Genomic DNA, 25,056 nt, shown 5'->3' with positions numbered 1-25,056 from the left:
TAAAAATCTCTAGTATATTCAGTATTGTGTAAAATGCAACAATCACTAGTGTAACATAACTGCTAGTATTCGTGAATCTTTTTTACACAATTCCCCGTATTTCGTGTGACATCCTATTAAACGCCTGAGCTAATCAAAAGTTGCGGCGCCTTCGAAAAAAATTTAAAGATTTTTTCGTGGGTTCTTATTCACCTGTCAATTATGTACGAAGTGACATCCGCCACAATTCGTATTATAGGATACGCAGGGCGGACTGTCACGACTGAACCTTTTTCCAATTCCATTCAAAACCTTACAAATCTTTCTTCCCTAACTCAACTTAGTTTCCAAGCGCTGTTTCAAAGTTCACAACCGCCAGATTGTAGTTGAGAATTGCCTTTTGGTACTGGTTCTCACGATCGGACAATTCTTCTTCTGCCTGAATCACTTCGAGCGTGGTTGCAAGTCCATTTTCAAAGCGCAAATTCGTCAAGCGATAGCTTTCAGCGGCGGAATCCTTCGCTTTTTTCTGGAATTCAATAGCCTGCTTGGCTGCGTTCAGGTTCAGATAGGCTTGAGCAACTTCCTTGGAAATCGTGCGTTTTTGCTCTTCGATCGCCAATTTTGCCTTTTCCACGTTATTGCGAGCTTGTCGGCCTGGCAATGTGGAAAGCGCGGAATATTCCTCGATCAGCTTCACATTCAGCTCGGCAAGCTTCAGCTCTTCCTGAACTCTTGTCATTTCAATTCGTTTGGAGAGTGCTTGTTTTTGTGCTTCTTCCATTGTCAATGTAATCGGAGCTGTCTGTTTATTTGCAGCTACAATCTTCCATTTTTTCTGCAAATCGACACCAAGGAAATCATTCAAATCCATACGTGCTACTTCCACGCTGTTTGCGGCACTTGTCAAAGCTGCCTGTGCCCCAGACAAGCCCATTTCTGCCTGCAAAACATCTGTTTTTGCTTTGGTTCCGACATCAAAAGCAGCCTTGGCTACTTTCAGTTGAGTTTCGGCGCGGGACAGACTTTGTTTTTTCAAGTCGTAGTCATCCTGAGCAAAAATCATGTTGTAATAAGCTTGTTGCGCACCCAGCTTAATTTTGCTTTCTGTAGCTGTTACCGCAAGGGCATTCAGCTTCTTGTTCATTTCACCTTGGGCATTTCCGACGTGTTTCGCTTTAGCAAGCTCAAGCGATTCGATCATCTCGGCTGGCATATCTGCAGATGTTTTATAAGAAAGCGACTCGTTAATATCTGCATTTTTGGCATCCAGGCGAGCGTTGTTCAAAGTAACATTTGTTTGCAGCGCTTGCTGTACTGCTTTTTCCAGAGTCAACTCTTCTTCGGCCGTTGCAGGTGCAGTTGTGGTTCCTGTTTCCGCCGCTACTTTTTCAGTGGAAGCCTGAGCAGCCACAGGTGCTTGTGTCGCCGCCTCTGTTGCTGTATTCGCAGACGCTGTCAAAGCCCCTGCTCCCAGTGTCGTTGTGAGTACAGCTGCCAAACTGATGCTCATCCATTTTTTGCTTGAGTATGGAAAATTCACGTAATTCCACTCCTTTATTTTGTATTGATCATAAAATTTTTCACCACTTGAAATATTACAGTTTGTCCCAAGATCACTATATCACAGAGTAATGTTTCGTACACGAAAAATTAGTGTCGTACCAGCATTTTCATAAGGGATTATACGCACTCTACCATGTATAGATCATCCCTTTCTGATTTAGTCCTTCATTTCCACATAGATTACTACGATTATGTGTCAAAAACATTTCAGGATTCGCCAACATTATTTTGACATGATATCCTTTTCTTGAGGTGATTGTACGATGTTAACGGAATACAAAACTGTCGCTGGTTATGGAGAGGACTATATCGTCATCGAGCGCTCCCGCTTCATCGGCTATGCCCAAAGGGTTACAACGGAAGAAGAAGCCGTTGCCTTTATCGCCATGATCAAAAAGAAACACTGGGATGCGACGCATAACTGCTCGGCTTTTGTCATCGGCGAAAACGATCAAATTCAACGTTCGAGCGATGACGGCGAACCGAGCGGTACCGCGGGCAAGCCGATCCTGGAATGCATCAAGAAAAATGGCGTAAAGGACACGGCTGTGGTCGTCACTCGTTACTTCGGCGGAATCAAGCTGGGAGCTGGCGGATTGGTTCGGGCTTATACAGCTGGAACCGTCACTGCTTTGAAGGCCGCCAAAATCGTCATCCATACTTTGCACCAAACGATCTCTGTGAGCGTGGACTATACGTGGTGGGGAAAAGTCGAAAACGAACTGCGCGTTGGCGAGTACCGGGTGAGTGGTACTGACTTTACAGACAAAGTTACCGCGCATGTCCTCATACCTGAAGGTGAGCAAGATGCGTTTGTGGCTCGCTTTACCGATTTGACGAATGGACAGGCTCAAATTTCTTTGGGTGAAAAAGAGTATGTCGAGGTTCCTGTAGAAGCTGTAGGAGATGAGCAAGGAGAAGCCTGATTTTATTGAGGGAGATAACAAAGAAAAGCTGAAGGGGCAGACGCCGTCTTCAGCTTTTCTTCTATTATATATGCGTAAGTTTGGAACTACTGCTTAGGCAGTTTTTTGAGTTGGACCATCACACGAACAGTGATAACGGCCATCTCGGCACGAGTCAGGTTATTTGTAGGTTTGAAACTGTAAGTTGGCTTTTTCACATTGGCTTCATTCGGCTCGCCGTTCATCAACTTGGCTTTGTTCACAACGAGAACAGAAGGTGCTGCGTAGTAACCAATATCTTTTGCATCTGTAAACAGCTTGTTCAGAGCAACTTTGGAAGCATCAAGCGTTCCTACTTTCAAGTTCAAAGCACGTGCAATCATGATAGCAGCCTCTTCGCGAGTCAGTGAGTCATCTGGTCGGAAGTAGCCTGGCTGCTTTCCACGAATAATACCTGCTCTCGCAGCAGTCTCGATGTACTTGTACTGATAATCCCATGTATCACGATTTGGACGTACATCCGAGAATGTCGGCTCAGATGGATCACGTTCATTGCTATCGCGATAAGGACCAGCATTGATTGGCAAAGCCAGAGCTTTTACAAGCATCGTTGCAAACTCACCACGAGTCATGTCCCGGTTTGCTCCGAAGCTGCTGCCGCTGTATGCCGGCATGATTCCTTTTGCATACAATGTTTCAATGGCATCTCGGGCAAAGTCATGGCTCACTACGTCATCATAGGACTCTCTAGTTTTCATGACCATGTAGAAACCAAATCCGGCAAATGGCACTTGTACTGTTTTGGAGCCAGTATTCACAACTCCACCGATGTTTTTCCATTCATTCCCGTTATGGTAGTAAATCGTGAGGATGTTGTTTGCTGCATTTACGATAGAAGAATCGTACTTAATCGTAAGCGTTCCTCTGCGGCTTGGAACCAAATTGTCTTGCCAACGGCTCTTGAAATCTTCCGCATCGCCTTCGTCATAATAAGGATCTCGACCGAATGGCGCTTCCGTATCCCCTGCGTCTACATAGTAGAGTGGGCTTGCGTAGTTGAAGTTGGATTCAAGTACGAGCCTATCTTCCATGTTGTCATCAGCAATGTTTACTTGGCCGGTAGTACGGTCGGCAATACCAAAGTACAGCGGGATATCAACGAAGATATCTCCATTCGGGTTCTTGACCTCTTGACCTGCTCGTCCATCATCTGGCGACAAGAGAACAGTACCTGCCGGGAACTTCAATTCAAACTGCTTTTCAAACACGCTGAATGCTACTTTCTTGCCTAACACATCGCGATACTCAGCACCGTTTACAGACGAGTTTGCGTTGTAAATCTTGATCTCGTCATTGTACGTACTGTCTCCCACCACTACGGAAAACTTCACCGTATTCAGACCCTTTTTCAGCGGGACAGTGGATGTAAATACATAGTATGTCTCTGGAATGGTTTTTCCTTGTTCATCATCGTAGTAGAAGTCAGGGTTTGTTGTATTCGTTACTTTCGCTTCTGTTTTGCCAAACAATACTTTGTTTGCATTCTCAGCGAAGACTTTTACAACAGCGCTGTTGCTGTTTACAATGATGTACTGGTCTGTTTCTTTTGCCTTGACTGGGGAAAGAACTTCCCAGCTGGAATATTTTTGCTCGATATTGATGTCGTAACGGATCACAGTACCGTTGTCATCTTCTGCGACGATCGTGTAAACTGTCGTTCCGCCTTTTTTCAGGGTCAGCGGGAAGAGTGCCAGTTTCTTTTCCTGTTCTTTTGCATCCGTCACCGCATCCTGAACTTCCTCAACCAAATCCCCGTACTTCTTCGAGCTCATCTTCCCTTCGAACTTGGAGCGAGACAAAGAGTCGATATTGTGGTCATCGAACAGATCTCTCAAATCATTGTTCAGGGCTGCTTCCAAGCGAGTATTCACATACTCCTGGTTCGTTGCATCCTGATCCCAGTCTCCGCTCTTGTAACGGAAGTCGTTGATGCGTTTACCGTTTTTCTCGATGTAAACATGCGTAGCGTCGTTAACGGTAAAGCTCAAGTTGCTCAAGAAGTTTGCTCCCGTACGGTAAGACGGATCAGCAGCTTTCTTCGTCAATTCTTCTGTATCACCGTTGGAGATAATCTCCAGCTTCACATCCTCAATAGATGGTGTCTTGGATGTGTTATAAGAAACATTGTAAGTAAACACGGTTTTAGGGTCGTCCGTCAAAGTAATTTTCAAGACGTTGTTCCCTTTTTTGTAAGGCAATTGATCTTTAAGGATCGAAAACGTTCCCTTATTCGTATTCACGTCAGAAATAGTAACGGGAGTGCCATTCAGAGTGGCTTCAATATTCGCGGATTTCAACACATAATTGTATACTTTTCCATCCAAGTTCCGGATATCATTTTCACTTTTCACTTGATATCCATCTTCAAAGCTTCGAACTTGTCCAGATGCGTCAACATAAGTCAGTTGTGCATACGGTGTAATTCGAATATCAAGTGTATAGGCCGTTGACGTCGGTGTACCTCCCGTATAGTCAATGGTCAACTTCCCAATACCTTGTGGAAGCTTTTTCAAGGTAAGTGTAAATTGATTAGAACCTGTTGTAATCACATAGTCTTCGCTCGCTGTTAATGTTTGATTGTTATACTTGATTGTAATGTTGCCAGTAATATTTTGCGTCTCTACCTTCAATTCCAAAGGCGAGGACACAATGGTGTTTGCTGCTGTTTGGGACAGGACTTGACCATTCGCCAGGTTTGTTACTCGTTCAAAGCTTGGTTTTGTGCTGTCCAGATATTTAAACTCATACTCGTAGTTTGCAATCCCGATATAGCCCGACGGGGATGTAACCGAACCGCTGGAGTCTTTGGACAAATACTGATAGCTCAGTGCAACTTTATAAGTTTTCCCGTCCTGGAATGCTCCTGCTGGTACATTAAGGTTAATCGCATATTCTGTAAATCCGCTTTGTGGATTGCCGATAGGAGTGAACGTTACTCCTTCAGCTGTTTTGTATTCTGTTTTATTTGTTCCTTCGTAAATCGTCACCTTAAATTCCTGGAACAACTGCTGTCCTGCAATGTCCACGTACTTCAACAATGCCGAACCATTCAAGTTCATCGCAGTAGATGTAGAAGCTCCTTTAAGCACCGCCTGCTGATTTGGCTGCAATGCCACTCCACCCAAGCTTACCTTGTAAAATTGATCGGAGCTTCCTGCTGAAGTAGTCGTGACGAGCAATTTCCGCACAAACGTTCCTACTTCTTTGTTTTGGTTAAACACGCGAATTTCCAATGTGTTTTCACCAATCTGCGATGGGATGCTCAGTCCAAATGAACCTGTTCGGTTGACCTGAGTCTTTACTACGTCTCCTGTGCGAACGTTTTTCACTTCAACAGTATCAGCATTGAGCGCTTTCCCGTCCATGTTCAGGTTCAGACGATTTAAAGATGGTACCGTGATATAAGTTGGGTTGCTTGTAACATTCGGATCGTTCAGCACCGTATCGTTAACTCTCAAGTCACTCACGAGCGGTGTATTGTTGTATTGCACGAAAAATTGATAGTGCTCTTTCGTAACATTGCCTACTTTTTCGTAAAAAGAAATCTGATTCAGCCCTGGCTTCAGGCCGATATTGCTGAATGTAAATGTACTGCCGCTAACAGATGGTGCTGTATTGCTCAAATCTTGAATGGTCTGCCCATTGTTGGTTAAAATTTTCAAGCGCAGGCTGCTGCCTGTCACACCGCTTCCAAACGTACCTACGATATTAATCGTAGAATCACCGTAAACAACCGGATTGTAGGCGGTTGTTCCGCCAGAGAAGTTCGTGATCGTGATCGGACTGTTCAGCGAGTTGTACTCGTAATAAATAACATCTCGCTCGCCTGTATTGGAAGCAAACAGTTGAACTGCGTTTAGACCAGGGGACAAATCAAAATCTGGCAGTGTTCCTGCGCCCCCATATACAGTTCGAACTGTAGTGCCGTTTACTTGTACTTCAACAGCCTGTGTTTTATCAACGGTCGCTGCAACCCCGTATGTGTATTTCAGACCAGATACGGTTCGGTTCGTTACTTTTAATGGATCACTAGCATACTTACCTTGACCAGAACTGTTATCAATCTTCAGGGGCCCTGTTCCAGATGCAGCTGGATTGGGGGCATACTGGATGTAAAACTCAGCTGTATCATTCGTTGGATCTGTCGTTACTTTAGGTCTAACTGTAACCCTTGTAACTGCTCCACTGCTGTTTAGATTAAAATCTGGCAAGGTGATGATGTCGTTAGCAAACACTGTATTATTGATGAGCGGAACCCCATCTACCGTGATGTCAACACCTTGCCCATTTTTGGAGGTATCCTTATAGGCCAGTTGGATTCCATATACCAGTTTTGAAATCGTCTTGAAAGGCGCAGCATATGTTTGCCCATTACCACTGCCTGATGCGCTATATGCTGCCGGCACAACAACACCCGTCGTCGTATTCCAATTAGAACCCAGTGCCGCAGACGCAGGCAATGCCGGCAACACTCCCGTAACAACAAGCATCATCGTCAAGCACATTACCAGCCAGCGACGAAATTGTTGAATTGGCTTATTCATTTTTTCACCTCTCCATTTTATTCATAATCTAATATTTGTCCCATTCTCTGTTGAAGTTGAGATGGGCTCGGACCTTCCCCTTTCCTTTATCGGCTAATTTCCTCCCTCAGTTAAGTGCTTCCCCCTAAAAATTGGCGAAAAAAGACCACTGCATAAACCATGCAGTGGTTCCGTTTAACTCATATCCTAATTCGTCCGTCTCTCCTGCTCCGTCTGCTTGATCTTCAACCGTCTGTACGCATTGATCAGCGGACGGTGGCGGCGGCTGACGAGGCCGACGATTTCCGTTCCCAGGTGGATGGCAATCAGGAGTACGACCATGACGATGATGGTCGTCCACTTCGTCGTCTTGGTGAGTAGGATCGCCATCGTACCGAAGAAGATGCTGATCGAGTAGATGGTGAGCACGGTTGAGCGGTGGGACAGGCCCATGTTCAACAAACAGTGATGCAAGTGTCCTTTGTCCGGACTGGAAATCGGCTTTTTGTTGACGATTCGGCGCACGATAGCGAAGAACGTGTCCCAAAGCGGAACGCCGAGCACGACGATCGGGATGATGAAGGAAACGAAGAGCGCTTCCTTAAAGCCCATAATCGACAGCGCGGCCAGGTTAAAACCGAGGAATAGCGAGCCGGTGTCGCCCATGAACAGGCGGGCCGGGTGAAAGTTGAAGTAAAGAAATCCAAGAATAGCTCCGAGAAGCACGAAACAGTAGGCAGAAACTTTGTAATCGCCCATCAGAAGAGCCATGACGCCCATCGTCGCTGCTGCAATTGCCGATACGCCGGCAGACAGACCGTCCAGGCCGTCAATCAGATTGACCGCATTTGTCACACCGACGATCCAGAACATGGTGATCGGAACAGCCAGCCAGAAAAGCCAGCCACTGCTAAAGTCGATACTGCCCGAGTAGGGCAGGTTGACGACTCCGATCTTGAGACCGAACGGAATGACGACGATTGCGGTTGCCACCAGTTGACCGAGCAGCTTCCATTTTGGCGAGAGCTGGTACTTGTCGTCCAGCATGCCTACGGTCATGACGATCGTGCTTCCAATGAATATTCCAAGCATTTCCGACATGCTGGAGTAGGGCACGAACAAGAAAAAGGCGACGAGATAACCCAGGTAAATAGCAAGTCCACCCATGCGCGGCATGATTCGCGTATGTACCTTGCGCTGGTTGGGAGCATCTACTGCCCCGACCTTTTCAGCCAATTTCTTTACATACGGTGTTGCAATAAACGATATGATCAGCGAAGTCAGAAATCCGAGGATTAATGTAGACATCGACTGTTCTCCTCTCTACGGATGCATCTAGGAACGGCTACTCCATTTTTCTTTTAGTACGGTCAAAACAAACCGGGGAATAGCCAGCTGACGCTTCCAGCGAGAAGGCTGCGAAGCTAGTCGGTAAAACCATTCCAAATGCAATTTTTGCCAAATTTCTGGCGCTCGTTTTACTTTTCCGGAGATGACATCAAAGCTGCCGCCTACCCCCATCATCATCGAGGCATTCAGCCGATCGCGATATTTTACCATCCACTCGTCCTGTCGTGGCGCGCCGAGCGCAACAAACAGCAACTCCGGCTTGGCTTCTGCGATCTCCTGTACAATCTTTTCCTCGTCCTCTGCCCGGAAAAATCCGTCCCGATACCCAACGAGGCGTGCGTTCGGGTAGCGAGCAGCCAGCTTTTCCGCAGCCAGACTGATGACATCCGGCTTGGCTCCCAGCAGGTAGACGCCCCACTGGTGCTTGTTCGCTTCCGTCATCAATGCTTCCAGCAGCTCCACGCCCGTAACGCGCTCACGAATGGGTTGATTCGTCCATTTTGCAGCGTAGACGATCCCGATTCCATCCGGAACGACATAGGCTTGTTCCACAATCGACTGAAACGCGCGATTTTCCCGCGCCAACATGACGATCTCGGGATTGGCGGTTACGACATGGGTCTTTTGGCCGTTTTCAATACGCTCTGCGATATATGTGACTGTCTCGTGGAAGCCACGAGTTGAAAATGGCACACCTAATATGGTTGCGACCTGTTTGGCCAATGTTTTCACCTTCATTATATAAGTTGCCCACTAGCCATTTTACCCGAAAAGAAAAGCACATTCAAGATGATCATGAATGTGCTTTATTTCCTGCAGTCAGCGCAAACATCAATTCGCCTTCTGCGACTACTTTCCCATTAACGATCGCTTTCCCGTATCCTTTGCCTACCGTACCGCGCACGCGTGTAAGCTCAACGTCGAGTGTCAGCGTGTCGCCAGGCTTCACCTGATCTTTGAAACGGAACCCGTCAATCCCGGCAAAAAGTCCGATTTTGCCTTGATGTTCTTCCATGCTGAGCATCGCTACAGCCCCAACTTGCGCCAGTGCTTCCACAATCAGGACGCCAGGCATGACTGGATAACCAGGGAAATGTCCTTGGAAAAACGGCTCGTTGACAGTGACGTTTTTGATTCCGACTGCCCGTTTTCCTTGCTCCAGCTCTTCAATCTTGTCCACCAGCAAAAAAGGATAGCGATGAGGAATGATTTCCTGAATTTGCATGATATCAAGCGGTGCTTTGATTTCCATATGTAATCGCTCCATTTCCATACTTATCTAGACTTGTCCGTGCATGAAGACCAGTTGGCAAACTGAGAATAAACATAACTCCCGCCTCCGACATGTCGGCACAGCGGGGTTAAAATAACAAGGGCACTTCCTCCCCAAACGGGAAGTGCTCTTTTATCCATCCCTTACGTGCGGTTTAACAGACGAAACTTCCCCAAGTAGATCGCGCTCGTAATGAACGAGAACGCGATTACCGTCCACAAAATCGCTTCGCTGTATGGGAATCGGTACATAGCAAGCGGGATGACCACATACAAAAGAACCGTTGTCAACTTGCCAAACGCGTTTGCCGGCACCGTTTTTTTGCCCCGGAAGTGATAAACAGCTCCTGTAATAATCATAGCCAAATCACGCAAAAAGAAAAACAGGGCGGCCCAAACGCTGATCCGCTCTGTCAAAAACAATGAGGCGATCACCGCCAACATCATTAACTTGTCTGCCAGAGGATCCAACATCATACCGATTGTGGTTACAAGCTTATGTTTCCGCGCGATGTACCCATCTGCAATGTCCGTGACTCCCGCCAAAATCAGGATAGCCAGAGCGATTTCAACGTGGTACGGAATCCCGGAAAAAAAGACATACAGGTACAAAGGGATGAGCACGATGCGAAAGATCGTAAGCAAATTAGGAAGATTCACGGACATCCCTCCGTAGTAAGAATCGTCGCTTCCTTTTTCAACCACTCGATCTATTATACTCTGTGGACAAACTGTGCAACAAGTCCCTCTAAAAAACAGGCAGCCCCAACCATCAGGTTCGGGCTTGTCCACCTTGCTTTTTCTCTTGGATGCTTACGTGTTTGCAAACAGCAAGTCCCACATGTGTTTGTACGTGCCAAGATCAAATACTTCCGCTGTCGGCTTGTGTCCCACAACTCCGTACCCGATTGTCAAACCGATGACGAGAGAGAAAAACAACAGGATCGGGACCAGCACAATTTTGGCAATCGTCACTCGCCAGTTTCTGCCGCTCCGTTCCCGCTCTCTCGGCTTCGTCCTAACCTCTTCGGTATCACGCGGGAACCTTCTGCCCTTCCCTTGTTCCATGCTCCTCTCCTCCGTCATCACTGATTATCTGCTGCGCAACGAGTTGGCAATGCCCATCATTTGGTCGCTGATGCCAATCGCCCGTGAGTTCAACTGATAGGCACGCTGAATGTTCACCAGTTGCGACATCTCTTCTGTCATCGTTACATTGGAGCCTTCGAGCGCTCCTTGACGCAACGTGGCAATTCCTTCATCAATCGCGTTAGCATACTTGGTCGCAGGATTTTCTCCGGAAGCAAGCTCTGCGTCGAACAAGTTTTGCCCCACCTGTTTCAGTTGATCGGGATTGTCCACTTTCCAGATTCCGATGTTGCCATAGGCGACTCCGTTTGCTGTCAGCGCGCCCTCTGGCGTAATCTCGATATTTTGCACTGGCTCAGGCAACACGATGTTTACTCCGTTGTTGTCCGTGAGAATGTGTCCCGACGGCGTGTGCAGCACGTAGCCGCCTTCGTCATCGTCAAACTGCACCTTGAAGGAGCCATCTCGTGTCAGCCGGCTTTCTTCCTGGATAACCGCACCGTTCGCATCTTTGATTTTATGCGTGACCAAAAAATAACCTTGCCCTTCAATGGCTACGTCTGTCGGCACATCTGTCATCTTGACGTTGCCTTGTCCGAGATCCAGCTTCGACAAGCCGAGACGTGCACCACTGCCAACACGCAAGCCTACTGGCGTATTGCGGTTTTGATTATCCGCTGCCGGCTGCTCGGTCATCGAATCGGAGAGAAGCTCGGAAAACGATGCCACCCTGCGCTTGTATCCGTTTGTATCGATATTCGCCAGATTGTTGGCCGTATTGTCCAACGCCTGTTGAATACCGCGCATGGCCGATGTGGAAATATTAAGCGACTGCATCCTTCCTACCCCCTATTATCCGTTCACTCGTCCGATTTCATTAGCAGCCTTGTCCAGCGTACCGTCAATCGTCGTAATGACTCGCTGGTTTGCCTCGTATGCACGCAGTACGCTCATCATGCTTGTCATAGTTTGAGCCGGGTCAACATTGGACCGCTCTCTCCATCCTTGCTGCGTACCGTATCTGCCTGCAACAGTCGGCGTATCGTACTCTCCGGCAGCCAATGCAGCCTGGTCTTCCGCTTCCGCGATGTCGATCGCTTTTACCTCTGCGTCTCCTTCATAGCGGAAAATGTTCGTTCCCTCACGAACCAGCTTCTGAGGGTCTGTCACGACGCTCAGGCCGAGCCTCTGGTGGTTGGCCAACACCTGGTAGTCCTTGCTGACCGAATCCCGGTACAACAGCTCGCCAGCCTGATTGATCTTCAAGTCCTGCCCGACATTGCCCCCTGTAAGCGGATCATTGTTCAGCCGAATCGCCTGATTTTGATTGTCGAGAACGTAATATCCGTCTGGCGTCACCAGGTACCCTTCCGCATTGACGCTCCAGTTTCCGTTCCGCGTGTAGCGAATATCTTCTTCCTGGGCTGGCTGGGTCAAATCTTCAATCCGTGCCACGCTGTAAAACAGACGGCGCTCATTTCCGTCCTGATCAGGCTGGAGGTTGTCCAAAAGCGCCACATCGTACGGATTGCGCGTCTCTTCAATATCTCCTTGCGTAAAGGCAGGGATCGCTTCCGACATGTACACCCCTGAGTTCAGCCGTCCGATGATCGCAGGCTGGCCAGGCATGGTCGGAACGCCCGGGAAATCAGGTCCTTCGGAATCGCGCATGCGCGAAAGGAGCTGCTCCGGGAAAGCGCGCATGACACCAACATCCTGTTTGTATCCAGGCGTGTTGATGTTAGCCAGGTTGTTCGCCAGCGAATCTTGCCTGTTTTGCAAGGCAAGCATGCCAGATGCAGACGTATACAAGCCTCTGATCACGTAATCTTACCCCCTGAATAATCGCTTATTCGAGTGAGCCGGCACCTTGTCCAGATAGTCCAGCATCATTCCGGTTCCTTTGGCTACACACATCATCGGCTCGTCCGCTACCAGCACAGGAACCTTCAGCTCCTCTGCCAAAATCTCGTCGATGCCATGCAAAAGTGCGCCGCCGCCAGTCAGGAAAACACCCTTATCAATTATATCGGCAGAAAGCTCGGGAGGTGTTCGTTCCAAAACAGATTTCGAGGCTTGTACAATCGCACTCACCGACTCGGCCAGGGCTTCTTGGACTTCGCCGGATTGAATGGTAATGGTCTGCGGCAATCCGCTTACCATGTCCCGACCACGAATGTCCATTTCGTCCTGGCGCCCGCCGGATACGGTTCCGATTTGAACCTTGATATCTTCAGCTGTACGCTCTCCGATCAGCAGTTTGTATTTATTTTTTATGTACCGCATAATAGCCACATCGAATGTGTCCCCAGCTATTTTGATGGAGGAAGACGTGACAATATCGCCCATCGACAGCACCGCTACATCGGTCGTACCCCCACCGATATCCACTACCATATTGCCGGACGGCTGAAAAATGTCCATACCTGCCCCAACTGCGGCAACTTTCGGTTCTTCTTCGATAAACACCTGTCTTGCGCCTCCACTGCGCTCGGCTGCTTCGCGAATCGCCTTTTGCTCTACCGAGGTAATGTTCGTTGGGCAGCAAATCAGGATGCGTGGACGTGCAAACATGCTTTTTCCACCGATTTTGTTCAAAAAGTGCTTCAGCATCGCTTCTGTAATCTCAAAATCGGCAATAACACCTTCGCGCAAAGGTCGGATCGCCACGATATTTCCTGGGGTTCGGCCCACCATGCGATGCGCTTCGTGCCCCACGGCCAATACTTTTCTAGAATTGCTATCTATTGCCACGACAGATGGTTCGTCTAGGACAACACCCTTGCCTTTTACATACACCAAGACATTGGCCGTCCCCAAGTCGATTCCGATATCTTTGCCAAACATGAAAGGTCCTCCCTGTTACCAGTTACATTTCTACCTAATATCATAGGCTCTTCTACGTGAGAGGACAAGGAAATTCTTTATTGCACGCTCTCCTCCTGTTCAACTCGGACTTTTTTACTACGCCGCTTGTATTTGATTTTAGTCGCTTCGCCTCCCCGCAGATGTCTGATAGCTTTGTGATATTCCAAAATTTCCTTAACTTGGTTAGCCAACTCCGGATTTATTTCAGGCAGCCTTTCCGTCAAGTCCTTGTGCACTGTACTTTTGGAAACTCCGAACTCTTTGGCGATCATCCGAACCGTATTTCGCGTCTCTACAATATATCGGCCAATCTTGATGGTCCGCTCTTTGATGTAGTCGTGCACATTACTCGCCTCCTTGTATCTACATTGTCTGATACAATATATGGGTGGGTAGGGACACATATTCTACGTTTCCAAGCCTGACAAGCCAGCACGGCCGCATCTTTTTTCAACAGTTTGTACCAACAGCAAAAAAACACCCGCAAATCGCTTGATTTTACGGGTGTTTTCCATCATTTCGCTAATTATTGATTTTTCGCTTCCGCTTGAATCAAATATTGTTGTGGATTCACTGGCTTGTCGTCGACACGTACTTCGAAGTGGAGATGCACTCCGAAATCTTTCTCGAACTCGTTGCGGCCTGCTGAACCGATCACTTGGCCCTGGGTCACTTCATCACCTGGTTTGACTGTCGTGTTTTCCAGGCTTTGATAGACCGTCACCATTTTGTCAGCGTGCTCCACTTCAACGGTTTTGCCGACGAGCGGATCGTTTTCCACCTTCACGACTTTTCCGGCGAGGGCAGCCACGACATCAAAGCTCTTGCCATCAGTTGCTTTCAAATCAATTCCGGTGTGCGGGTAAAAAGAGTTGCTGTACTTGACCAGCGCCTTTTGCTGCTCGTCTTTGGACGCTTGTTCGTCGTAGTAGCTCATTCCCATTTCATACTGGACATTTTTCCCTACAGGCCATGCCAACGGTTGAACGCCACTTGTCACAGGTACCGCTTCATCGTTTTGCTTCGGTGTCTCAGGAGTCGCTGGAGTTGTCACTGCCACGTTATCCCCGACATTTGCCACTTTGGATACCGTGTCCATGACGCTGCCCTGATACCACATCACAAAAGCGAGAATGATTGCTGCGGTTCCGATGTAGATTGCGGGGAACGCCCACTTCTTACCCAAAACTTTTTTCCAGGAGCTTGCCTTCTTGAATGGAATCGGTTGATTTTGATTCTTTTGATCTTCCATTTTATTCATCACCTCATCCCTCAGTATCGCCAGAATTTTGGCGTATAAACCTGAGAGAGTCGGGAAAAGTAAAAATTTGCGTTCTTTTTCGCTAGGCGCGCACGATTTGAGAGTAATCCTGGAGGTTGATTCCCTGGTAGAAGTGCTTCACGATCTGCTCGGCATTTTTTCCGCTCTTGGCCATGCCGTTTGCTCCCCATTGGCTCATGCCGACTCCGTGGCCGTATCCTTTGGTTGTAATAAACACCTGGTTGCCTCTCAGCTCCAACGTAAAAGAAGACGAGTTCAAGTTCAGCTTTTCGCGAAATTCCCGCCCGCTAAACTCCTTGCCGCCAATGCTGATTTTCCCCACGCGATTTCCCGTCGTGCGCGACTCAATCCGATACCAGGCTCCGTTGGAGGAAGCCTCCTGCACAAGCTTCACGCCCAATTCCTTTTCCAGCTCAGCCGTGGACTTGACCACTGTTTCCTCGTAGCGCGGGGATTCGATATCCCATGGACTTGCCACACTTTTCAGGTACGGAATCGGCTTTTCCCAATATTCGTTCGAGTTCTCGGTAAAGCCGTTGCTGGTGGAAAAGAACGTGGCGTCAATCGGCTCTCCCTGATAAGTCAGCACGACGCCCGCTGTTGCTTGCACAGCCTGCTCTATGCGCTTGCTTTTCCATTCGTACTGGTCTCCCCAGCGTGCACGGCGCTGCGCTTCATCCATATACACCTGATGAGCGACCGTATCCAGCACCTGTCCTCCCGCGGGCACATCATCGAACTTCCCTTGCTTCAGTCTGCGTACGATATACGTCCTCGCTGCCATCGCCTGGGCCTTCAACGCTTCCAGTTCGAACTCGGCCGGCATCTCAGCCGCTACTACCCCTTCGATGTACGTCTCCAGCGGCAATGTTTCCACAACCTTTTTTTCGGTACGGTACACCTTGATGGGAAGCGATTGGGCAGCTCCTGCTGTCGCCGGTTTGTTCTGCTGCTGAACGGCTTCATGTGGGGATGCTGCGGACTCGTGCGAAGGTGCAAACAGATAAACCAGAGCAGCCGGCATCAGGACGAGCAAGATCGGCAAAGTGATAAACCCTATGAGCAAGTAGCGTTTCATCCAAGTGATCCTCCCCGTTAAGTGCTAGACACTTTCAGTCTATGTATGGCAAAAGACCGATAGAACGAGAGAGTAAGAGAGTAAGAGAGTAGCGAGGGCGACAACAGCTGCAAGCAGACCTCTGCCGGAGCCGTAGCGGAAGGGGAAGCAGCTTGGCTTGGGTCTTCGCGCTGACCATTTCACAAACGAAAAAAAGATCCCCTGCTTTCACAGAGAATCTTCGTGTTTGTCATATAGCTGACACATTCGTTACGCAAAATTAGGAGAGAAGCTTACCTTGATCGTATCTGGCAAAACCGCTTCCCGCTTTTTCTCCTCAGGAGTTACGCGCTCCACATCCGCTCCGAGTGCCAACAGCTTTTCCGTGAAGTTCACATACCCGCGGTCGATATGGTGAAGAGCCGTTACCTCTGTCTCTCCTTCCGATACCAACCCAGCCAGCACCAGAGCTGCACCTGCGCGCAGATCGGTTGCCGCCACTTTGCTTCCGGTCAGCTTGGAGCCGCCTTCTACAATGGCACTGCGTCCTTCGATTTTGATATTGGCATTCATGCGGCGGAACTCTTCCACGTGCATAAAACGATTTTCAAAAACCGTCTCAGTCACGATGCTCGTGCCTTCGGAAACAAGCAAAAGCGCCATCATTTGCGACTGCATGTCAGTCGGGAAGCCCGGATACGGCAACGTCTTGAGATCGACAGCTTTCAGAGCACCTGTGCGGCGAACGCGGATGCCGTTTTCCTGCTCGTCTACCTCTACGCCCATTTCACGCAGCTTGGCTGTTACGGATTTCAGGTGATCGCAAATCGCGCCTTCTACGAATACATCTCCACCCGTGATCGCTGCTGCCACCATGAAGGTTCCAGCTTCAATCCGGTCAGGAATGACGCAATGCGTGCAGCCCTTCATCTTTTCCACGCCTTCGATGCGGATAGAGCCTGTTCCCGCACCGCGGATTTTTGCTCCCATCCGGTTCAGGAAGTTGGCCAGATCGACAATCTCCGGCTCCTCCGCTGCGTTTTCAATCACGGTCGTGCCTTCTGCCAAAGCGGCGGCCATCATGATATTTTCCGTTGCGCCGACGCTTGCGATATCGAGGTAAATCTTTGCCCCTTTCAATCGCCCGTCTGCTTTTGCTTCAATAAACCCTTGTCCGATCTCGATTTTGGCTCCCATAGCCTCAAACCCTTTAAGGTGTTGGTCGATCGGGCGGGTACCAATGGCACAACCACCTGGAAGAGCGACACGAGCCTGTCCTTTTCTAGCCAAAAGCGGCCCCATTACCAGGAAAGAAGCACGCATTTTGCGGACCAGTTCATAAGATGCTTCGACGCTGGTAAGCTCAGAAGCATTGATTGTCAGCACTTCATGATCATATGTAAGGGAGATTCCCATCGATTTCAAGAGGTCGCATATCGTCCTGACATCGTCAAGAGCAGGTACATCCGAAATAACGCATGTGCCTTCTTCTGCCAGGATAGATGCTGCAATAATAGGGAGTACGGCATTTTTGGCGCCAGATACTTTCACATTACCCGCCAATGCCTTACCACCACGGACAATAATTTTATCCAATGTGTACCCCTCCGCGTGCTAATATTCCACTGTGATGATTGGTGTACCTACAGTAACCCATGTGCCAGCATTGCCGCTGTCACGGTGAGTCGCTACCTGCAGATTCATCTTTTGCCCGTTTAACGCAATGAATGGTTCCCACATAGGGGTATGTCCAGAAATACTGACGACCGTCTCATCTTGTAAACGTTCCAATTCTGTTGCCTGGAGGGTAGCAAAAATCGACATAATTTTACCCCCCTGTTGGTCAACACTCATCTTAACATTGTACAATCCGCGAATACAAGTGCTAATTTGCGGAATAAAGTCGGCATTTTTCAGGGCTTTCGCGAAGGTTTCCTGTATCTGCTCTATATATAGTAGGGATTCACGGCTTCCCGATAACTGCAGCACTAGATATGTGTCAAATGAACCATTTTCAGGAACACTTGTCATCTCGTAGCGCACGGAGACGCCGTTTTGCTTGTATGTCGTTCGATACATAAGAACATCGTGGTTCCGCGATTCTTCGATGAGCGAAAGCGGAATCTCTAGCTGTTTTGCCCACATCTTTGCCAACTCAGTGACTTCTTCCTGCCGCTGTACTTCCCCCAGCGCCACTCTCGCACGAACCTGAATGGACACGCCCGTCGCTCCCGAATCCTCAAGCGTTTGCAAGAGCTTGCTCGCAACAGGTTTTGCTTCCGACGCCTGCGCAGGCATCCAATAAACAGCGCCAGTGACCAGCAACAAAGCAAGTACAAGAAGGCCAGACCATTTCCCCATTTTATATCCTCTCCCCATGTTTCACGTACATCTCTTTGTACTTCCCATTTTGCACATGAAACTGGGTGGATATACCAGCAAACTGAATGAAGTTTGGGCGATTAGGAAAACAGATTGCCGAATGTCATGGACCAGCCGAGATAATCGAGGAAAAATCGCGATACTTCGTAGCCGATTACGATCGACAGTAAAATTTGCAGCAGCTTCGCTTGCGCTCCCGCCGGATGCTTCAAGATTTTTTCAAAACGAAATGATTGCAGAGCCCACCATGCGAGTGCAATGAATACAATCGACAAGACGATGCTCAATACGCCGTATACTTCTTGCGGCATGCTTGTTCCTCCTCATGCAAATCAGTCAGCCATCTTCGTCAAAAGAAAAAGGGACAGCCCGAAAAGCGAGCTATCCCTTCTATTGTACATGATGTAGCCATCCGTTACGAGTGTCACTGAAAGTTGGGAGGAAGCATATTCCCAAAGTCAAAAGACGGATTGAAATGAACTTGCACATAATCGGTGACCAGACCAGGGAATGCCCCGAACACGACTGTCAGGATGGCCAGCACGAGGACCAGAGTCCAAATGCCTTTTGGCACGGCAAGCGGAGCTTCGCTCGTTCCCTGACGCATGTACATCTGTCTGATAATCCCGAAGTAATAATAGTAGGAAATGACGCTTGTGACGATCATGATTGCCGCCAGCCAGTAATTTTCCTGGGCCAGCGCACCCATGAACAGATAGAATTTCCCGAAGAATCCTGCGGTGACAGGAATCCCTGCCAGCGACAGAAGGAAAATGCTCATCGCAATCGCCATGACAGGAGAACGGTGATACAAACCGGCAAAACCTTTCAGATCTTCTGTTCCCTGCTCACGTGTCACCACCATGATGACGGCAAAAGCACCAAAGCTGACGAGCATGTACCCGAACAGGTAGAAGATCACTTCACCGAAAAACAAAGTTGTCGGCGGCACAAACGGAACGAGTATATACCCCGCCTGCGCAATTCCCGAGTAGGCCATCATGCGCTTGACGTTTGTTTGCCTGAGCGCCATCGTGTTCCCGATAATCATGGAAGCAGCCGCCATGATGCCGAGATAGAGACTCGCCTCCTGGAAAAAGAAGCGATCCGTTCCGTTCGAAACGTTGAAAAACGAGATCAGCAAGACTCTGAATACGAGCGAGAAGCCTGCCGCTTTTGATACGACGGCCAGAAAAGCCGTTACGGGAGTCGGAGCGCCCTGGTATACATCCGGAGCCCACATGTGGTTAGGCGCCGCGGATATTTTAAAAGCAAGCCCGACCGCCAGAAACGCAAATGCCATGTACACGAGGAACTGATAGCCCGCCATTCCCGCTTCTGCGAGACGGAACGAAATCTCGTAAATATGTGTCGTACCCGTCAAGCCGTACACGTACGACATCCCAAACAAGATGACGGCCGTGGCGATTCCGCCCGATACCACGTATTTAAAAGCTGATTCATTCGATTGCAGCGACTTTTTTCTCAATCCCACAAGCACGTAGGATGACAGGGACAACAGCTCAAGTCCGACAAACAGCGTGATCAGGTCTGCCGAAGACGCCATGACCATGGCCCCCAAAAGTCCTGTCAGCATCAAATAGTAATACTCTCCTGTGTGGGTGACCTCCCCCTTTTTCAGATACGAAAGAGAGAGCAAAATCGCAAATGCCGTCCCGGCCAGGAATAGCAGCTTGAAAGCATTGCCGTAGTCATCGATGCGGATCATGTCCGCCATGTAGCTGTACGGCTTGTCGAGCACATTCACATTGACGAAGACAAAGACCGCTGCCAACACTACCCCTGCAAGCGACAGCCAACCGATCACCTGTCTACCGAGACGCTTGCCCGCAAACAAATCCAGCAGCGACAGAAACGTCGCAAATCCGAGAATGATAAATTCGGGCAGAAGGTAGCTCCAGTCATATGAGAATATATCTTTTACGTCCATGGATTACCCTCCTATTCCCGTTACAATCGGTACGATCGTCTTCAGAGCCTGCTGCATCGGATTTCCCAGGACAGCTGGATAGACGCCGATGAGGATAATAAACCCGAGAAGCACGACCATCGGAATCACTTCCATCGGCTGTGCATCCGCAAGACCTGTGAAGCGGCTTGGTGTCGGCCCAAATGTCGTTCGCATGATCGCTCGCAACAAATAGACGGCTGTAAGCACGATCCCAAGCGCCCCGATCGCAGCCAGTACAGGCATTCGACCGAACAGTCCCAGGAAAGCAAAGAACTCACTGATAAATCCGGACATGCCAGGCAGTCCGAGCGATGCCATACCGCCAGCCAAAAAGACTCCGCTGACAAATGGCATGGATTTGGACAAGCCGCCAAGATCGTCGATCATCGAAGTTTGCGTCCGGTCCCAAATGACGCCAATCAGGAAGAACAACAGCGCCGAAATAAAACCGTGAGAGACAACCTGGAACATCGCTCCTTGAAAGCCGATCGAGTTCATGGCCGCAAAACCAAGGAGAACGATCCCCATATGGCTGATACTGGAGTACGCCAGAACCATTTTCAAATCTTTTTGCACAAAAGCGAGCACCGCGCCATACAGCACGTTGATGATTCCCAGGATCGCCAGCCATGTAGAGAACTGGTACGCCTGTTCCGGGAAAAATCCGATGCCCATTCGCAAAAGTCCGTATGCCCCCATCTTCAGCAAAATGCCGGAGTGAATCATGACGATGGACGGCGGAGCCTGTACGTGCACTTTCAGCATCCACGTATGGAACGGAAACACCGGAAGCTTGATCGCGAAGGCAACGAACAGGGCCATGAACAAGGCAAAGCGAACTGTTGGCGTCAGCGCTGCTGTGACCGGATGGTCCGGTGTCGTCAAAATCGCGGCAATCTGATCGATATTCAGTGTCCGCATGACGACGAAAATAGCGATGAAGGCCAGCAGCATGATGCCGGAACCGATTCCGTTGTACAACAGGAACTTGTTGGCCGCATGCTCGCGCTCGCCATAGCCCCATATTCCGATCAGGAAGTACATCGGCACCAGTGTCAGCTCGAAGAAAATGAAGAACAGGAACAGGTTGTCTGCTGCGAAAACTCCGAGCATCCCGATCAGCAGCAGGTGGAGCAAGATGAAAAATTCCTTCAGCCGCTTTTTGATCTGCCAGGAAGCGACCGCAGCGAGAGTTCCGATAATCGCTGTCAGCAAAATCAACGGCATGGAAATCCCGTCCACACCAAGCTCATAATTGATTTCAAAAGCGAATACCGTACCTGTCTGAGCAAGTCCGATCGGAATGGAAATCCAGTCATGACGCTCGACAAACTGCAGGTTGGATGTATCGTAATTGAACAAACCGAACATCCAAAATGCCAGGATCAACGGCAACAAGGTCCCCAGTATCCCGACCTGCTTGATTGCCGCGAATCGACGACCAGGGATGCAAGCGATCACGAGAATCGCCAGAAGTGGAGAGAACACCAGCGACGACAAAAGGATATTAGCGCCCGAAACCAAAGAGTCCACCTCCCTCGACCGTCAAACTGATGGCAAGGATCAACAGCAGCAGGCCAAACAGAACCATCGCCCCGTAAGACTGGATCTGGCCGCTTTGCACACGTGCATGTAAAGCGCCAATTCCCTGCGTAATCTTGGCTGTCAGCCCAACCAGGCCATCCACCACGTATTTGTCAAACCCGTTCAAAATGATTCCCAGCCAGCCAAGTGGCCGCACAATCACATTCTGGTACAGTTCATCCACATAGTATTTTCGGTAAGAGAGTCGATAGAGCCACGGCATCGCTTCGGGAATGCTGTTTGGCGATACCGACTTTTTGCCGTACATCAGGTAGGCCAAAATGACGCCCAGCACCGAGATGAGCAAAGCGACGATTTGCAGCCAGGAAGCGGCATGCTCTGTTCCTTCGCCAAACACGTTGACAATTGCCGTACCTGTTCCCGTTGACAAAAGCCAGTCAGTCAGCAAAGGTGCGTAAGGCGTGTTCACGAATCCGGCGACTACAGCAAGCAGCGCCAAAATTAGCAAAGGCCCAGTCATGACGCCAGGTGACTCGTGTGCTTCGTGCTTGCCCCGAGCTTTTCCCGTGAACGTGAGGAAAAACAATCGGAACATATAGAATGCGGTAAAGAAAGCCGCAACCAGCGCAATAACCAGCAGATCGTAGCGATGCGCTCCATATACAGCGCCCAAAATCGCTTCTTTCGACCAGAATCCGGCGAAAGGAAAGATTCCCGCAATAGCCAGACAGCCGATCAAAAACGTCAGTGCTGTGACAGGCATCTTTTTCCACAGGCCGCCCATTTCAAACACATCTTGCGTATGTACGGCGTGGATTACGCTGCCCGCTCCGAGAAAGAGCAACGCTTTGAAAAAGGCGTGCGTCATCAAGTGAAACGATCCCGCCACATAACCGGCAGCACCGGCAACCCCCAGCGCCATCATCATGTACCCGAGCTGACTGACTGTGGAATACGCAAGCACACGCTTGATGTCGCGCTGTGTCAAACCGATGGAAGCGGCAAAAATCGCCGTGATGCCACCTACATAAGCCACTACAGTCAAAGCCGTATCAGAAGCGATGAACAGCGGATAAGTCGCAGCCACCAGATACACACCGGCAGCAACCATCGTCGCTGCGTGAATCAAGGCAGATACAGGCGTAGGACCTTCCATCGCATCAGGCAACCACGTATGCAGCGGGAATTGACCTGATTTCCCCATCGCACCGATAAAAATCAAAATCGCTGCGACTGTAATCATCCACGGCTCCAATCGTCCGAGAGCTACGCTTTCGAAGATCGGCCCGTACTCAAAACTTCCGGTCCACCAGAACAGCAAGCATATCCCGATGAACAATCCCAGGTCGCCAATCCGCGTAACGATAAATGCCTTTTTCGCAGCCGCTTTGGCTTCCGGTTTGAAATAGTAATAACCGACGAGCAGGAAGGAACAGACGCCAACCAGCTCCCAGAAAATGTACACTTGCAAAAGGTTCGGAGAAATGACCAGCCCGAGCATGGAAAACGTGAACAGGGCGAGGTATTGGTAAAACACCGGAAAGCGCTCGTCGCCATGCATGTAGCCTTTGGAATAAATCTGAACGAGCAAGCTGACCAGCGTGACGATAACCAGCATCATCGCATTGAGCGGAGTTACCTCAAAGCCCATGTTGATCACGATGTCACCGACATGAAGCCAATCTACCACATAGTTGTAGTCTACTCCCCCATCCCGGAATCTCTGCCAAAAGGCGAGGACGGCGATTCCGAAAGAAACAGCTGTCAGCCCGATGCCGACTATGGCCGCTCCTTCTTTCAACTGGCGACCAAACGAAACGATCACGATGAAAGCAAGAAGCGGAAACAGAGGGATGAGCCAGGCGTAGTGCAAAAAAGTATCCATCTTTGTCCTCCTTATCAGTTCTCCATCTATCGTTTCATTTGGTCTATTTCATCTACATTGACTGTTTCCTTGTTGCGGTAGAGCGCGATCAAGATCGCCAGACCCACTGCGACCTCGGCAGCAGCAACCGTCATGGTGAACAAGGTGAAAATTTGCCCGGCTACAGCGGGGTACAAGCCGTATTTGGAAAACGCGACCAGATTGATATTCACCGCATTCAGCATCAATTCGATCGAGATTAAAACGACAACCGCATTTCGCTTTGTCAGTGCTCCGTACAAACCGACACAGAACAAAATCAATGCGACCATTAAGTAGGAGGTAATGCTCACTGTCATTCGTTATCCCCCTCCTTTTTTGCCATGATGATCGCACCGACCAACGCGACCAAGAGCAGTACGGACAACAGTTCAAATGGAATGACGTACTTCGTGAATACTTCCAGTCCGATTTCTTTGGCGTTGCTCACAGGAGAAGCCACTGGCGGCGGTGGTGCAGGCCACGGTGTGTTTTGGATTCCCCAGAACAACAGGCCGAACAAACCAGCGACAAACAACAGAATGAAGCGGTTTTTCCACTTGCGCCCTGTTCCTTCGTCCTGGGCATCGTGCTTGGTGAGCATGATTCCAAACAGCATCAGAATGGAAATCGCACCAGAGTAGACCAGCACTTGCGCCACGCCTACAAACTCTGCTCCGAGCAAAACAAACAGTCCTGCGATGCTGATAAATGTGACCCCGAGCGAGATTACCATGTGTACAACACGAGTAAAACTGATCATGAAGACTGCGCCGCCAATCGTCAGGAGAGACAGGATAAAAAAGGCTGCAAATTCGCCAGTCATGCTAGTTCTCCTCCCTGACGTTTGTATTGTTGTCATCCAGCCATTTCAAGTTTTTGTACAGTTCGTCCCTGCTGTAAGCTGCCAGCTCGAAGTTGTTGGTCATCACAATCGCTTCGGTAGGGCAAACCTCCGTACAGAGATCGCACAAGATGCATAGCTCGAAGTTGATATCGTACGTATCGATGATCTTTCCCTTTTTATCCGGATCAGGATGGGGCTTCCCTGTCAATTGAATGCACTCGGTCGGACAAATGCGGGCGCATTGGTTGCAAACGATGCATTTTTCCGGGGAAAAGTGTTGGATGCCGCGAAAGCGTGGCGGCATGGGAAAGGGCACATCCGGATAAAAATGGGTAACTTTTTTCTCCGTGAGTTTTTTAAAGGTATACCCAAGGCCTTTAGCCAGTCCAAGCATGTGTGTCACCCCTCAGAATTTGAGTTACTTGACTATCGCCTTGCCAATGGCGAAGCCTGCGC

The 25,056-nt window shown here is 49.2% G+C and carries 23 protein-coding genes; 1 reads left to right on the top strand and 22 read right to left on the bottom strand.

The features are described from left to right. Positions 1-319 precede the first annotated feature (319 nt). Positions 320-1,522, bottom strand: a complete 1,203-nt coding sequence (locus tag EDM60_RS03020; RefSeq protein WP_122962615.1) for a TolC family protein — start codon at positions 1,520-1,522, stop codon at positions 320-322. 286 nt (positions 1,523-1,808) lie between these two features. Between EDM60_RS03020 and EDM60_RS03015 the strand changes: the two genes are divergently transcribed. Continuing rightward, on the top strand, positions 1,809-2,471 hold the full coding sequence (locus EDM60_RS03015) for a YigZ family protein (protein WP_122962614.1): 663 nt from the start codon (positions 1,809-1,811) through the stop codon (positions 2,469-2,471). An 86-nt stretch (positions 2,472-2,557) separates the two neighbouring features. On the opposite strand, the gene EDM60_RS03010 is transcribed toward EDM60_RS03015, so the two are convergent. The 21 genes from EDM60_RS03010 to nuoI all read right to left on the bottom strand — a co-directional run bounded on the left by EDM60_RS03010 (position 2,558) and on the right by nuoI (position 24,994). Further along, a complete protein-coding gene (locus tag EDM60_RS03010) occupies positions 2,558-7,054 on the bottom strand; it encodes an S-layer homology domain-containing protein (protein WP_122962613.1) in 4,497 nt (1,498 codons plus the stop codon). Between the two features lie 186 nt (positions 7,055-7,240). After that, a complete protein-coding gene (locus EDM60_RS03005) occupies positions 7,241-8,341 on the bottom strand; it encodes a glycosyltransferase family 4 protein (RefSeq protein ID WP_063229025.1) in 1,101 nt (366 codons plus the stop codon). 27 nt (positions 8,342-8,368) lie between these two features. Next, a complete protein-coding gene (locus EDM60_RS03000) occupies positions 8,369-9,121 on the bottom strand; it encodes a WecB/TagA/CpsF family glycosyltransferase (protein WP_122962612.1) in 753 nt (250 codons plus the stop codon). A 55-nt stretch (positions 9,122-9,176) separates the two neighbouring features. Then, the gene (fabZ, locus tag EDM60_RS02995; RefSeq protein ID WP_063229023.1) at positions 9,177-9,635 is read right to left on the bottom strand and encodes a 3-hydroxyacyl-ACP dehydratase FabZ; all 459 of its coding nucleotides are present in this window, start codon (positions 9,633-9,635) and stop codon (positions 9,177-9,179) included. Positions 9,636-9,799: 164 nt separating this feature from the next. Beyond that, a complete protein-coding gene (locus EDM60_RS02990) occupies positions 9,800-10,321 on the bottom strand; it encodes a CDP-alcohol phosphatidyltransferase family protein (RefSeq protein WP_063229043.1) in 522 nt (173 codons plus the stop codon). Positions 10,322-10,468: 147 nt separating this feature from the next. Continuing rightward, positions 10,469-10,723, bottom strand: a complete 255-nt coding sequence (locus EDM60_RS02985; RefSeq protein ID WP_122962611.1) for a DNA-directed RNA polymerase subunit beta — start codon at positions 10,721-10,723, stop codon at positions 10,469-10,471. A 24-nt stretch (positions 10,724-10,747) separates the two neighbouring features. After that, a complete protein-coding gene (locus EDM60_RS02980; protein ID WP_122962610.1) occupies positions 10,748-11,581 on the bottom strand; it encodes a flagellar hook-basal body protein in 834 nt (277 codons plus the stop codon). A gap of 15 nt (positions 11,582-11,596) precedes the next feature. Next, positions 11,597-12,568 (bottom strand): flagellar hook-basal body protein, encoded by a 972-nt coding sequence (locus tag EDM60_RS02975; RefSeq protein WP_122962609.1) that lies wholly within the window; start codon positions 12,566-12,568, stop codon positions 11,597-11,599. A 6-nt stretch (positions 12,569-12,574) separates the two neighbouring features. After that, complete coding sequence (mreB, locus tag EDM60_RS02970) at positions 12,575-13,591, bottom strand: rod shape-determining protein (protein WP_122962608.1); 1,017 nt, start codon at positions 13,589-13,591, stop codon at positions 12,575-12,577. Between the two features lie 77 nt (positions 13,592-13,668). Beyond that, positions 13,669-13,956 carry a sporulation transcriptional regulator SpoIIID gene (gene spoIIID, locus EDM60_RS02965; RefSeq protein ID WP_005831806.1) on the bottom strand — a complete coding sequence of 96 codons (288 nt, stop codon included), beginning with the start codon at positions 13,954-13,956 and terminating at the stop codon, positions 13,669-13,671. Between the two features lie 182 nt (positions 13,957-14,138). Continuing rightward, complete coding sequence (locus EDM60_RS02960) at positions 14,139-14,864, bottom strand: M23 family metallopeptidase (protein WP_063229018.1); 726 nt, start codon at positions 14,862-14,864, stop codon at positions 14,139-14,141. Positions 14,865-14,955: 91 nt separating this feature from the next. Then, on the bottom strand, positions 14,956-15,972 hold the full coding sequence (spoIID, locus tag EDM60_RS02955; RefSeq protein WP_122962607.1) for a stage II sporulation protein D: 1,017 nt from the start codon (positions 15,970-15,972) through the stop codon (positions 14,956-14,958). 249 nt (positions 15,973-16,221) lie between these two features. Then, positions 16,222-17,547 (bottom strand): UDP-N-acetylglucosamine 1-carboxyvinyltransferase, encoded by a 1,326-nt coding sequence (gene murA / locus EDM60_RS02950; protein ID WP_122962606.1) that lies wholly within the window; start codon positions 17,545-17,547, stop codon positions 16,222-16,224. Between the two features lie 18 nt (positions 17,548-17,565). Then, complete coding sequence (locus EDM60_RS02945; protein ID WP_122962605.1) at positions 17,566-18,312, bottom strand: YwmB family TATA-box binding protein; 747 nt, start codon at positions 18,310-18,312, stop codon at positions 17,566-17,568. Positions 18,313-18,413: 101 nt separating this feature from the next. After that, positions 18,414-18,644 carry a DUF1146 family protein gene (locus EDM60_RS02940; protein WP_063229014.1) on the bottom strand — a complete coding sequence of 77 codons (231 nt, stop codon included), beginning with the start codon at positions 18,642-18,644 and terminating at the stop codon, positions 18,414-18,416. A gap of 113 nt (positions 18,645-18,757) precedes the next feature. After that, positions 18,758-20,284, bottom strand: a complete 1,527-nt coding sequence (gene nuoN, locus EDM60_RS02935) for an NADH-quinone oxidoreductase subunit NuoN (RefSeq protein WP_122962604.1) — start codon at positions 20,282-20,284, stop codon at positions 18,758-18,760. A gap of 3 nt (positions 20,285-20,287) precedes the next feature. Continuing rightward, positions 20,288-21,829, bottom strand: coding sequence for a complex I subunit 4 family protein (locus EDM60_RS02930; protein ID WP_122962603.1), 1,542 nt, complete (start codon positions 21,827-21,829; stop codon positions 20,288-20,290). After that, positions 21,813-23,735: an NADH-quinone oxidoreductase subunit L gene (nuoL, locus tag EDM60_RS02925; protein WP_122962602.1), complete on the bottom strand. Its 1,923-nt coding sequence runs from the start codon at positions 23,733-23,735 to the stop codon at positions 21,813-21,815. Before nuoL ends, EDM60_RS02930 begins: the two co-directional genes overlap by 17 nt. 26 nt (positions 23,736-23,761) lie before the next feature. Continuing rightward, positions 23,762-24,073, bottom strand: a complete 312-nt coding sequence (nuoK, locus tag EDM60_RS02920) for an NADH-quinone oxidoreductase subunit NuoK (protein ID WP_122962601.1) — start codon at positions 24,071-24,073, stop codon at positions 23,762-23,764. Beyond that, positions 24,070-24,579, bottom strand: a complete 510-nt coding sequence (locus EDM60_RS02915) for an NADH-quinone oxidoreductase subunit J (protein ID WP_063229009.1) — start codon at positions 24,577-24,579, stop codon at positions 24,070-24,072. The genes nuoK and EDM60_RS02915 overlap by 4 nt, the downstream gene beginning before the upstream one ends. A gap of 1 nt (position 24,580) precedes the next feature. Next, positions 24,581-24,994, bottom strand: a complete 414-nt coding sequence (gene nuoI / locus EDM60_RS02910; RefSeq protein ID WP_063229008.1) for an NADH-quinone oxidoreductase subunit NuoI — start codon at positions 24,992-24,994, stop codon at positions 24,581-24,583. Between the last annotated feature and the right edge of the window lie 62 nt (positions 24,995-25,056).

This window comes from Brevibacillus parabrevis (genome assembly GCF_003710905.1).
GTDB lineage: Bacteria > Bacillota > Bacilli > Brevibacillales > Brevibacillaceae > Brevibacillus > Brevibacillus parabrevis.
Note: the sequence above shows the minus strand (reverse complement) of the source record. Positions and strands in the feature narration are given on the sequence as shown.